General features: G+C 64.1%; 10 protein-coding genes and 1 riboswitch. All 10 genes read left to right on the top strand.

From position 1 onward, the window contains the following. The first annotated feature begins 3,117 nt into the window (after positions 1 to 3,117). Positions 3,118 to 3,687, top strand: a complete 570-nt coding sequence (locus tag GIW57_RS02770) for a hypothetical protein (protein ID WP_236509103.1) — start codon at positions 3,118 to 3,120, stop codon at positions 3,685 to 3,687. Continuing rightward, positions 3,684 to 4,934 (top strand): lipase, encoded by a 1,251-nt coding sequence (locus GIW57_RS02765; RefSeq protein WP_236509102.1) that lies wholly within the window; start codon positions 3,684 to 3,686, stop codon positions 4,932 to 4,934. The genes GIW57_RS02770 and GIW57_RS02765 overlap by 4 nt, the downstream gene beginning before the upstream one ends. Positions 4,935 to 5,147: 213 nt before the next feature. Beyond that, entirely contained in the window at positions 5,148 to 5,891 is a 744-nt protein-coding gene (locus GIW57_RS02760; RefSeq protein ID WP_140226191.1) for a hypothetical protein, read from the top strand. A 100-nt stretch (positions 5,892 to 5,991) separates the two neighbouring features. Beyond that, positions 5,992 to 7,824 carry a peptidoglycan-binding protein gene (locus GIW57_RS02755; RefSeq protein ID WP_236509101.1) on the top strand — a complete coding sequence of 611 codons (1,833 nt, stop codon included), beginning with the start codon at positions 5,992 to 5,994 and terminating at the stop codon, positions 7,822 to 7,824. A 109-nt stretch (positions 7,825 to 7,933) separates the two neighbouring features. Continuing rightward, positions 7,934 to 8,293, top strand: a complete 360-nt coding sequence (locus GIW57_RS02750; protein ID WP_236509100.1) for a hypothetical protein — start codon at positions 7,934 to 7,936, stop codon at positions 8,291 to 8,293. 95 nt (positions 8,294 to 8,388) lie between these two features. Beyond that, positions 8,389 to 8,535: riboswitch (FMN riboswitch) on the top strand. A gap of 77 nt (positions 8,536 to 8,612) precedes the next feature. Next, entirely contained in the window at positions 8,613 to 9,239 is a 627-nt protein-coding gene (locus GIW57_RS02745) for a riboflavin synthase (protein ID WP_236509099.1), read from the top strand. Next, positions 9,236 to 10,336, top strand: a complete 1,101-nt coding sequence (gene ribB / locus GIW57_RS02740; protein WP_236509098.1) for a 3,4-dihydroxy-2-butanone-4-phosphate synthase — start codon at positions 9,236 to 9,238, stop codon at positions 10,334 to 10,336. The genes GIW57_RS02745 and ribB overlap by 4 nt, the downstream gene beginning before the upstream one ends. Positions 10,337 to 10,494: 158 nt before the next feature. Beyond that, positions 10,495 to 10,962 (top strand): 6,7-dimethyl-8-ribityllumazine synthase, encoded by a 468-nt coding sequence (ribH, locus tag GIW57_RS02735; RefSeq protein ID WP_089238735.1) that lies wholly within the window; start codon positions 10,495 to 10,497, stop codon positions 10,960 to 10,962. Beyond that, on the top strand, positions 10,959 to 11,438 hold the full coding sequence (gene nusB / locus GIW57_RS02730) for a transcription antitermination factor NusB (protein WP_236509097.1): 480 nt from the start codon (positions 10,959 to 10,961) through the stop codon (positions 11,436 to 11,438). The genes ribH and nusB overlap by 4 nt, the downstream gene beginning before the upstream one ends. 125 nt (positions 11,439 to 11,563) lie before the next feature. Beyond that, the gene (gene thiL, locus GIW57_RS02725; RefSeq protein WP_100462899.1) at positions 11,564 to 12,529 is read left to right on the top strand and encodes a thiamine-phosphate kinase; all 966 of its coding nucleotides are present in this window, start codon (positions 11,564 to 11,566) and stop codon (positions 12,527 to 12,529) included. Positions 12,530 to 12,537 lie beyond the last annotated feature (8 nt).

The raw sequence follows: 12,537 nt of genomic DNA, 5'->3' as shown, positions 1-12,537 counted from the left end.
CGATGCCATGAAGGCCGGGTGCTGGGCTTTATGGGCCAGAAGTCCGACTTCCAGCAGGATTGGGTAGATAAGGGTCAGAGGAATAAATTATGAAATGCTTCGGACCGGCGCTGGCTCTGATGGCTTACTTCATGACGTCAACGTCCTTTGCACAACAACCTGGCACCCCTCAGTACAATTCGGTTCTCCTGCCTGCCCACGGGGCGGGAGATACCCGGCAGCCCCCGAGGAAGTGGGGAGCCGTTGCAAGGGGAGATGATCTTCAGCTCGGTTGGTCAGTCAATGGAGACTCTGAGGATCAGGCGGGCAATCTTGCCGTCCAGGATTGCTTGGCCCGCGGATCGCGCAACTGTCAGGTTGTGAATACGTTCTCCAATTCCTGTGCAGTGGTAGTGGTCGGGCAGTCGGACCGCAACTTCCTGTCGCTGCCACGCCGCTCCCTTGACAAAGTGCGGAAGACTGCGCTCAAGGAGTGCGGCCCTGAATGCCGCGTGATGTTCGAAGGATGTGCTCTGCCTTGAGCCTGGACTTCTGGCAGAACCGATGAGGACGAGTGCGCATAAGTGATCAGCTGGTTTCCATAGGGTGATGCGAATCAGCAGCCGAGTAGCTCACCTTTTCACGCAGGCTCCTTGTGGGGGACTCGCCTCACAAGGAGCAGTACCCATCCTGGCCGAAACCGATTGAGGGTATTTGACAGTCGCATGCGGCAGCGATTGTTGCGGTTCCTTCGTGATGACTCTCCATGCCAGTTCGCTATCGGTATGGGCTCGCTTATCTCGGGAGTATCGAAATGAGACAGGCAATTGGGGGCGTTGTATTCCTTGGCCTCTTGGCAGTAGGAAATGCCGGAGCTCAGGAAACGATGAGTCGAGCCGCACAAGGCGTGGGCTTGAGTCCTAACGGTCCCCATCCCCAGAGTGGACTTCGGCTTCGCTATCCCTGGGGCAGCATCGCGACAGGCAAGAATGATGTGTCTGGATGGTCCTTTGATGCCAGGAGCGAAGATGAGGCGGATCGCTTGGCGATTGAGTCCTGTGAGCAAGCCGGCGGCATTGATTGCAAGGCCAGGGTCTCGGTGCAGGGGCGCTGCGCGGTGGTTGTGCATGGGCCAAGTAGAGTTACGACAGATGTGGCATTCAATACGGCATCGCGTCGTGAAGCTGCAAAAGACAGAGCCTTGAAGAGGTGTGGTGAACAGTGCTGGGTCGTCAAGGAAATCTGCTCAGTACGCGATTGATATGAGATGGCAGAATTGCCACTGGGCCAGTGGCGACCATGGGTCGAATGTCAGGACCGGGTTGATGAGTGGCCGGCAGCGATTCCTGACCGCAATCGCCGGAATGCTGCATCATCTTTTGCCCTGCTGATCTGGGGCGTTGCATCAGAGCGACAGCTTGGCCCCTTGTTGCGCCAGTCCGGTAAGACAACAGGTGGGGCAGGAATGCGTTCAGAAGCCGCGTCAGAATGCCGGCATAACATCCACGAGTGACGTATGACTTCGTCGTATCGAATTTTGATTGCCACAACCCTGTTGCTGCCAATGCTGGCGCTTGCGCAAGAAGCTGGTACCCCCCAGTACAACAGCGTTTTTCTGCCGGCGCATGGGGCTGGTGATACCAGGCGGGCTCCACCGGATGGATGGGGGGCGTGGGCGAGAGGAGACGATAAGACACTGGGCTGGACCTTCTCGGGCAGAACAGAGGAGGAAGCGCGCCAACTCGCGCTCGCCGACTGCATTGCACGCGGGTCGCAGAATTGCCAAGTGGTGAAGACGTTCGGCAATGCCTGCGCTGCAGTTGCGGCCGGCCCAAATGCTCGCAAGTATTACATTACGCCGAAGAGCCAGCGGGCCGCTCGGCGGGAGGCGCTTAGGACCTGTGGCCCCGACTGCAAGATCGTGTTTGAAGGATGCGCGGGTCTTTGATAGACCTACGCGAACTGGCAGGGCTGGGCAGGCCCTTGGCTTTGGCCAGACAGATTCACGATGGAAGTGCCGTTGAATACGGCATCGCGTCGTGAAGCCGTACGGAAGAGAGCAGTTCGCGATCGGTATGGGCTCGGTTATCTCGGGAGTATCGAAATGAGACAGGTAATTGGGGTCGTTGTATTCCTTGGCCTCTTGGCAGTAGGAAATGCCGGTGCTCAGGAAGCGATGAGTCGAGCTGCACAAGGCGTGGGCTTGAGTCCCAATGATCCAAATCCTCGGAACGGGCCGCGCCCTCACCATCCATGGGGCAGCATCGCGACAGGCAAGAATGATGTGTCTGGATGGTCCTTTGATGCCAGGAGCGAAGACGAGGCGGATCGCTTGGCGATTCAATCCTGTGAGCAGGCCGGCGGCATTGATTGCAAGGCCAGGGCCTCGGTGGCTGGGCGGTGTGCGGTGGTTGTGCATGGGCCAGACATATTCACGATGGAAGTGTCGTTGAATACGGCATCGCGTCGTGAAGCTGCAAAAGACAGAGCGTTGAAGAGGTGTGGTGAACAGTGCTGGGTCGTCAAGGAAATCTGCTCAGTACGCGATTGATATGAGATGGCAGAATTGCCACTGGGCCAGTGGCGACCATGGGTCGAATGTTAGGACCGGGTTGATGAGTGGCCGGCAGCGATTCCTGACCGCAATCGCCGGAATACTGCATCATCTTTTGCCCTGCTGATCTGGGGCGGCCTGCATGCGAGCAGGTGTCGTTCCACGCGATAGGCTGCAAGCGTGCCGAGTAAGGTTTGTTAGGTATGCGTGAAAATGCGATGTAGCGCACTTTCGCAACTTTTTCTTGACGCATGCGGCCCTTGGGGGCTGCTAAAATCCAGACGGAAGTGCGCCGGATTGGCGCTTGGAGAGGCACATGGCTGTGTATTCCCGGGACGGATGTGAAGCATGAGTACATTCGCTGAAACAGGCGAAGAAGGCTTGATGGCGGGCGTGGCTGCATGCGCCCCGTGTTCAAGGGGGCTTCCTTGAGCGCTATGCCACGGCCTAACACCGCGCCGGTCAAGGCGCGTATCGCCTCCGCATCCCGTTCGCGCAGCACCCGCTGGGTCATATCCCTGCTTGCCTGCGCCGCCTACCTGCCTCTGACCGCCTGTGGCGGCCCGTACCGAGCTGATACCCCTATGAATGCCACTGCCGCGGACACCCGCGCCACCCCGCCGCTGCGCACGCTGAATCCGAACCCGCGGCGCGCCTACGAAATCCGCGTGACACTGGCCAATGCACCGGGCCCGTTCGCGGTGGTCGAAGGAACCGCCCAGTTCGACGTCATCAACGCGGCACAGTGCGGCAAGCTCCAGCCGCTCTCGGGGGCGGTACCGAGCATCGCCAGCCACGAACCTTTCGTGCTGTCGCGGGTGTCGGACACCGAGTACGTGGGCACCATCCATGCCGATGCCATCCTGGACCAGGACTACTACGGCCGCGGTGTCTGCCGCTGGGCCCTGACCGAAGCGCGGGTCAGTCTGCGCGCGCATGCCGGCCAGGCCGGCACCCGTTTCGTGGCGGGCCTGGAGGCACAGCGCGTGATCGCGGCCGGCAGCAATACCCGCTATTTCTGGAAGGGCTACTACCCGAGCTACGAGCAGAGGGAATTCGGCGATTTCGGTAGCGAGGACATAGAGACGGTGTCTGCGGACAAGCGCGATGAGTTCTTCACCATCACGTTGTCGGCCCGCGAGGCGACGCCGTGACCGTCACCACGCGGGATTACGCCAACCTCGCCGACCATGTCTATGAAGACAGGGACGCTGGCCGGCCGGCCGACAAGGATGCGAAGGTGTCCCTCAACGGCACCGACTACCGTGTCGTCGAACATGTCGACAACCCGCGAACCGGCTACCAGGGCACCATCTACCAGAAGCTTGATGGCGGCGACCTGATCGTCTCCCATCGCGGCACCGAGGAGATCTGGAAAGATGCGGTCATCGCCGACGGTGCCATGGTGGTGGGGCGGACCAATCCACAGGCCGAAGATGCCATTGCGCTGACCCGCAAGGCGCTTGAAGAGGCGCAAACGATGGGCGTCCGGCCGGGCAGGTCCACGCCGGAGGTCAGTGTCACCGGCCACTCGCTGGGCGGCACGCTGGCCCAGGTGACGGCGCATCATTTCGACCTGCGCGGTGAGACGTTCAATGCCTACGGTGCGGCCAGCCTGGATAGAGGCATCGGTCCTGGCCCGAATGATCGTGTGCTCAATCATGTTCTGGCCACCGACGTGGTCAGTGCAGCCAGTCCGCACTATGGCGAGGTGATCACCTACGCCAAGGAAAAGGAAATCGACGTCCTGCATCAGTCCGGCTATTTCGAAAACCGGTTTTCGGACCTGCTGGTTCCCGACGTTCCGATCGCAGCGGCAGCGCGATCATTCAGCGCGCACAAAATGAGCAACTTCATGCCCACCGACTCCGACGGTACGCCGCACGTGTCGGTACTCGACGATCCGCAGGCGCGCGGGCGCGCGGACGAGCATTCACGCATGATTGCCGACTATCGCGGCGATGTGATGAACATCCGTCGCGGTGTGACCTTCGTTGCCGGAGGACCGGTCGGCTGGGTACGGGATGGCGTCGACCATTTCCGCGACCCAGTACCGGCGGGCGAGCCGGCCGCACGCGAGGCGCGCGAGGCGGCAGCCAAGGCGGATAAATCGCCTGTCGCGTCGGTTTCGGCCGATTCGTCGATCACGTTCAATGCGCCCGGCAATGTCGCCCGCCAGGATCCGTATGTCACCCAGCTGCTCGACGCGGCACGTGCTGGTGATCCGGACGGTGTGCGGGTGGCAACGCAGGACCTGTATGCGTCTCCGATGGGACGCATGTGGCAGCAACAGGTTGACCAGCAGGTGCAGCACCTCAACCAGCGCGACGCGTTGCAGCAGCAGACCCCGGCCGTTCGGCAGCCAGCACCGGAGCAGATGGGGATGGCACATGGTGGCTGATCGCTCTCTGCCCGCGCCTGCCGATGCGTACGAAGCGCCCCCGAATGCGGAACACCTGGAGGACGAATGAACATCAATCACACGGCACTTGCATCGCTGCTGGCACTTACGCTTGCCGCTTGCGGTGGCAACGCCTCCGATGCGGGCGCAAAAGGAACAGCGGCGGCCCCCGATGCCGCATCGACCGCCGCCGAACATGACAAGGACTCTGCAATGACTGCACTCAAACCCCCTTCAGCAGACAGCGTGCTGTACGTGATCTATCAGCGTGACGGCGATGGTGCGGTCAGCTACAAGGTCGATGGTGGCGCCATCGTCAGTTACTGGTATGGCCAGGCGTTCGATCTGAAGGGCAAGCATTACTTCACTGGCTTCACCAGCAGGACCGAGGGCGAGGAAGGCCCCGATGCCGAAGCCGGAATGATGGAACCGGGCAATGTGGCGATCGGTCAGGCCACCTTCGTCCAGGGCGGTACCGCCGATGCGCCAACCTGGGTGCAGCTGGACACCGACGGCTATGTCGGCGAGTTCGGCCGCAACGACCAGTCGGAGCCGCTGGATACCGGGCGCAAGGCGCAGACCCACGCGCTGGACGATGGCCGCATGCTGCTGGCCGTGCCCACCCGTGATTTCACTGAGGGCGTGGCGATGTTCGGCTATGCCATCTTCCTGTTCGACCCGGACAACGTGGACAAGCTGTCGTTCCGCCGCTGGGGTTACCTCGGCAGCATCCATGCCGGCGACGACAACTCGGCCTCCTGTGAGGACGGCGCCGTGACGCCGTGTGCCGTCAGTACCGGTACGCTCGCCTTCGGCGCTGTCTCCGGTGGCCTGCCGACGCTCACTGTGAGCCTGTCGGGCAAAACCATCGACGGCCCGGGCAAGCTGCGTGAGCTCGGCCCGGCCGACACCCTGACCTACACTTTCAATGCGGACAAAGAGCGCTATATGCCCTGAGTCCGCTTCATCGGTTGACCGCCCTGTACATGACTCAAGGATCGAGTCCGGTTGACGTCCAGCGGCCCGCATGGGCCGCACTTCACCTGAGGAGCCAAAGATGGCCAGTACCCACGATCGTAAAGAAGTTCTCGACATCATCGAAAAGCAGGCAGAGCGCAGCGGCATCCCCCGCGAAGATTTCCTGCGGTTTGCCTATATCGAGACCGGCGGCAACTTCAACCCGGATGCCAACAACACCAAGAGCGGTGCCAAGGGCCTGTTCCAGTTCGTGCCGACCACGGCCAAGGAATTCGGGCTGACCGGCCACGAATTCGACCCCGCCGCGAATACCCGCGCCGCGGCCGACCTGTACGAGCGCAACCGCGACCAGATCGTCGACCGTTCGGAAAAGACCGGTCGCCCGTTCCTGTCTGGTTCCGCTGAACCCAACGGCATGGACATGTACCTGGCGCACCAGCAGGGTGGCGGCGGTTATGCGTCCATCCAGAGCGCCATCGCCACCGGTGAGTTCTCGCGCGATGACACCCGCAAGAACCTGGTGAACAACATCAGTTCGCGCGATTTCGAGCGTGTGACCGGCCAGCCCTACGAGTCGATCAGCGGCATGAACGACCGCGATCTGGCGAGCTCGTTCACCCAGTATTGGCAGGGCAAGTATTCGGCCATCGAGATCGCCGACCGTGGCATTACCGCCAGTGCGTCGCTGCCTGGCGCGCAGTCGCGTCTGTCGGCGCTGGCCGATGGCGTGCTGCAGCGCGGTGAGCGTGGCGATGACGTGCGCTCCATGCAGGAATCGTTGAACCAGCTGGGCGCCCGCGATGGGCAGGGCAATACCCTGGAAACCAACAGCGGCATCTACGGCAAGAATACCCAGGAGGCAGTGCGTGGTTTCCAGCAGGCCAACTCGCTGGAGGTGACCGGGCGTGCCGACGAGGCAACCCGTGACGCCATCAAGGCCCAGTTGGCACTGCCGGAGAATCAGCGCAATTCCATCGAGCGCCCGGCACCACAGGCGCGAGGCGAGGGGGCAACCTGGCCGGCGCCGGGCAACGACCAGATCAACGCCGCAGACAAGGCGGGCGAAGGTCGCGGCGAGTTCGGTACCCGCCGCAGTGGCGGGCGCACGCATGGCGGTGTGGATATCCAGGGCGAGGTCGGCGATCCGATCGTGGCCTTCGGCGGCGGTCGCGTCACCGTTACGCCGAACAATGGTGCGGCCGGCAACACCGTGCGCATCACCCACGACGACGGTTCGATGACCAAGTATTTCCACATGGACGAGATCTCGGTCCGCAACAACCAGCGCATCGAAGCCGGGGAGCCGATCGGCACCATGGGGCGTACCGGCAACACGCCCAAGCATGGCGATACCCACCTGCACTTCGAACTGTGGCGTGATGGCCGCAAGGTCGATCCGCTGCCGGAACTGCGCGGTGCCGAACATGGTGCCGGACATTCGGGGAAGGCAACGGGGGAGCAGACACTGCGTGCCGGCGCCAAGGGACCGGCGGTGGCCGAGCTGCAGGAACAGCTGGGTCGGCTTGGCTACAAGGATGCGCAGGGCAACCCGCTGGCACGCGACGGCGTGTTCGGCGATGCCACCCGCCATGCGGTCGAGGACATGCAGCGGGCTGAGGGGTTGAAGGTGGACGGCGTGGTCGGTCCGCAGTCGCGCGCTGCGCTGCAGTCCCATGCCCACGAGCGCGGTGACGGGGCGCCCAGCAAGCCGGCTGATGCCGCGCAGGAATCGGGCAGCTTCGTCGAGCGCATGTTCAATGCCGCGCGTAGTGGTGATGGGGCGTCGGTGCAGAAGGCAATTACCGATTTCACTTCGACGCTGAGCCAGCCCTGGGCCCAGCAGGCGCAGGAACCCGCTGCACAGACCCAGGCGCAGGATGCGGCCCGCAATTCGGGTGACCCGCAACGCTGAGCTGAAGGCTGAAAGGAAGGCGTGCGGGACCGCAGATGCGGCCCCGCACGCCGACAACGAACGATTCACGATCCCCGCCGGCGGACGCGGCGGGCCTTAAGGACAACCGATGAGAACCTCGCTGAAGCTCTGCCTGGGCGTGCTGGTGCTGCTGACCTTCAAATTGAATGCCCAGTCGGACGAGTATTACGCGCCAATCTTCTATCGCGACAATGATCCATTTGTGTTCTGCACAAAGGGGCAGGATCCACAGAAGAATCCTGACGCTTGCTGGAAGCCGATGCCACCCTATACGGGACAGTTCATGATGATGCCCCACTGCGACCCGCCCAATCCGTATGGGCAGCCATGGGATAACGACGATACGGTGTCGTTTGCCCAGTATCAGGCAACCTGCGGAAGGGCAGGGCCGGATGGGGGCCGTTGGGAAGGCAGTGGCCGCCCCGAGATGTCGCCCTACCGCCATTGAACCCGCTGCTGCGCAGGCCAACCGCCACCTGAAGCGCCCTTCCAGCCGCCGCGGCTGATGCTGCTACACTAGCCCGCGCCGGTTCGCCGGTACACAAACGTCTTCAGGGCGGGGTGCAATTCCCCACCGGCGGTAGGTGCGCAAGCACGAGCCCGCGAGCGCCCCGGCCTTACCGTCGGGGGTCAGCAGATCCGGTCCAATGCCGGAGCCGACGGTCATAGTCCGGATGAAAGAAGACGGTGCCACAGGGCCTTTGCGGCCCTGCGCCCGCCTGTTTGCCTTGCGGCGTTTTTCGCTCACTTTTCGCGGAGAACGTTACTTGTTTACTGGAATCATCGAAGGCGTCGGCCGTCTGGCCGCTCGCGAATCCATCGGCGGCGATGTCCGCTTCACTTTCAATGTCGGGAACCTGCCGTTCGACAACGTGCAGATGGGCGAGAGCATCGCCATCAACGGCGTCTGCCTCACCGTCATCGCGTTCGACGCCGGCAGCTTCCAGGCCGATGCATCCACCGAGACCCTGGGCCTGACCACGCTGGGCCAGCTGGCCGAAGGCGCCGTCATCAACCTCGAACGTGCCATGCGCCCGACCGACCGCCTTGGCGGCCATCTGGTCAGCGGCCACGTCGACGGCCTCGGCCAGGTGCTGTCCATCCACGAAGATGCCCGTGCCCAGCGTTGGCGTTTCGCCGCGCCGGCCGCACTGCGCCGCTACATCGCCAAGAAGGGCTCGATCTGCGTGGACGGCGTCAGCCTCACCGTCAACGAAGTGGACGACGAAGGCTTTGAAGTCGCGCTGATCCCGCACACCGTGGCCAATACCGCGTTCTCCGCCACCGGTGTGGGCAGCGCGATCAATCTTGAAATCGACCTGGTCGCTCGTTATGTCGAGCGGCTGATCAGTGTGCCGACCAACGGTCAGCACGCACAGGGAGATGCACCATGAACTTCGCCCCCATCCCCGACATCCTGGAAGACATCCGCCTCGGCCGCATGGTGGTCATCGTCGATGACGAAGACCGCGAGAACGAAGGCGACCTGATCATGGCGGCCGAGCTGGTCAAGGCCAGCGACATCAACTTCATGGTTACCCATGGCCGCGGCCTGGTGTGCCTGCCGTTGACCCGTACCCGTGCTGCCGACCTCGGCCTGGCGCCGATGGTGCAGGCCAATACCGCGCAGTTCCAGACCAACTTCACCGTCAGCATCGAAGCGGCGGAAGGCGTCACCACCGGCATTTCCGCCCACGACCGCGCACACACCATCCGCACTGCGGTGAAGCCCAACGCCAAGCCGGCCGACCTGCACCAGCCGGGCCACATCTTCCCGCTGATCGCCCAGCCCGGTGGCGTGTTGACCCGCGCCGGCCACACCGAAGCCGGCGTCGACCTGGCCATGCTGGCCGGGCTGGAACCGGCCGGCGTGCTGGTGGAGATCCTCAACCCGGACGGCAGCATGGCGCGTCGCCCGGAGCTGGAAGTGTTCGCCCGCGAGCACGGCCTGAAGATGGGTTCCATCGCCGATCTGATCGCCTACCGCCTGGCCACCGAAAAGACCGTCGAGCGCGTCGATGAGCGCGAGATCGAGACCGAATTCGGTCCGTTCAAGCTGGTCACCTACCGCGACCGCATCGCCCACGACCTGCATTTCGCCCTGGTCCGTGGCACCCCGGATGCCAACACCCCGACCCTGGTGCGCGTGCAGGTGGAAAACCCGCTGGCCGACCTGCTGCACTGGCGTCGCGACGACTTCGGCGTGGCCGCCACCGATGCTCTGCGTGCCATCGATGCCGAGGGCAGTGGCGTGATGGTGGTGTTGCAGGCCCCGCGCGACGGCGAAGGCCTGCTGGCCCGCCTGCGCCAGCAGCCGGCACCGGTGGTGCCGGGCAAGGACAAGGACGTGAGCCAGTGGCGCCGCAACGGTGCCGGTGCGCAGATCCTGTCCGACCTGGGCCTGGGCAAGCTGCGCGTACTGGGCACCCCGCGCCGCCAGATCGGCCTGGCCGGGTACGGCCTGGAAGTGGTGGAGACGGTGACCCCGTAACGCGCCCGCTGCGCTCGCCGGGCATGGCCCGGCGCTACCCCGGCGCCCCGTAATCCGGTAGCGCCGGGCCATGCCCGGCGGGTCCCCCGGGCCCCCGCCAGCCACGGCCGGGGCCCATCCACGGTAGAATTACCCCTTAATCGAATCCCAAGCCGCATATGAGCCACTACGAAGGCGATCTTCGCACTCCCGAATCGGCGCGCTTCGCCATCCTGGCCAGCCGCTGGAATGCCCGCATCACCGACGTGCTGGTCGCTGGCGCCCGCCAGAGCCTGGCCGGCAACGGCATTGCCGAAGCCAGCATCGACGTGATCCGCGTGCCGGGTGCCTGGGAACTGCCGCTGGTTGCCGCGCGCCTGGCCGCCGCCCACGAACACGCCGCCATCCTCACCCTGGGCTGCGTGATCCGTGGCGACACCCGCCACTACGAACACGTGGCCGACCGTTGTGCTGAAGGCCTGATGCGCGTGCAGCTGGACTTCGGCGTGCCGGTGCTGAACGGCGTGCTGGCAGTGGAACGTGTGGAAGACGCCGAGGCCCGCGCAGGCGGCAGCCACGGCAACAAGGGCGAGGAAGTCGCACTCGCCGCATTGGAAATGGTCAACCTTCTGGAGCAGCTGCCATGAACAAGAACACCCAGGGCAAGCCCTCCGGTAAACCCGTCCGCCGCGACGGCATCGATCCGGTGCTGCGCTCGCGCGCGCGCCGTCGTGCCGTGCAGGCCATCTACGCCTGGCAGATCTCCGGTGGCAACGGCCAGTCGCTGATTGCCCAGTTCGCCCACGAGCAGGCCCGTGAAATCGCCGACCTGGCGTACTTCGAAGCGCTGTTGCATGGCGTGCTCGACAACCGTCGCGACATCGACGAAGCCTTCGGCCCGTACCTTGACCGCAGCATCGACGAAGTGGACGCGATCGAACGCGCCGTGCTGCGCCTGGCCGGTTACGAGCTGCGTTACCGCCTGGACGTGCCGTACCGCGTGGTCATCAACGAAGCCATCGAATCGGCCAAGCGCTTCGGTTCCGAACATGGCCACACCTACGTCAACGGCGTGCTGGATCGTGCCGCCGTGGAATGGCGCAAGGTCGAATCGGGTCACTGACCCGGTTTCTGTAGAGCCGAGCCATGCTCGGCTCACCGTGCAGCGCACGGTTGCGTCCGGCAGTGCGGCGCGTGATCGAACTGCAGCCGAGCATGGCTCGGCTCTACAAGAAAGCAGAACGCCCCATGTCCCTGGCCGAATTCACCCTCATCGACCGCATCCGCGCCCGCACCGTCGAGCGCGACGACATCGTGCTCGGCATCGGCGATGACGCTGCACTGCTGCAGCCGCGCCCGAACGAACAGCTGGTGGTCACCGCCGACACGCTCAACAGCGGCGTGCATTTCCCGGCCGAAACCCCGGCGTTCGACATCGGCTGGAAGACGCTGGCCGTCAACCTGTCCGACCTCGCCGCGATGGGCGCGCGCCCGGCGTGGTGCACGCTGGCACTGTCATTGCCCGAGGCCAGCGAAGACTGGATCGATGCGTTCGCCGACGGTTTCTTCGCACTGGCCGACCAGCACGACATCGCGCTGATTGGTGGCGACACCACGCGCGGCCCGCTGTCGCTGTCGGTCACCGCGATGGGGCAGGTCTCACGCGGCCAGGCGCTGCGTCGTGATCGCGCACAGATTGGCGATGACATCTGGGTCAGCGGCACCCTCGGCGACGCTGCCGGCGCGCTGCGGCTGTGGCAGCAGGGTGCATTGAACGTGACCGCCGCCACGCTGCTGGCCGACTACGAAACCCTGCGCCTGCGCCTGCTGCGTCCCACCCCGCGCGTCACCCTCGGCCTGCGCCTGCGTGCATTCGCGCATGCCGCCGTGGATATCTCCGATGGGTTGCTGGCCGACCTTGGCCACATCGCTGCACGCAGCGGTGTGCGCGCCGAAGTCGATGCCGACGCGTTGCCGATGTCAGCGGCGCTGCGCGAACTGCTGGGCCGCGATGCTGCACGTGAGTGCGCGTTGCACGGCGGCGACGATTACGAACTGTGCTTCACCGCCGCCGCCGACCAGCGCGACGCGCTGCACTTCGTCGCCGAATCGCTGGATCTGCCGATCACCCGCATCGGCCGCATCATGGAAGGGCAGGGCGTGCATACCGAAGGCCACGACGGCCCGAGCGGGTACGAGCACTTCGCCGGCTGAGCACGCGG

Origin of the sequence: Stenotrophomonas sp. PA-6-5C (assembly GCF_021605635.1) — a bacterium.
Lineage (GTDB): Bacteria > Pseudomonadota > Gammaproteobacteria > Xanthomonadales > Xanthomonadaceae > Stenotrophomonas > Stenotrophomonas lactitubi.
Note: the sequence above shows the minus strand (reverse complement) of the source record. Positions and strands in the feature narration are given on the sequence as shown.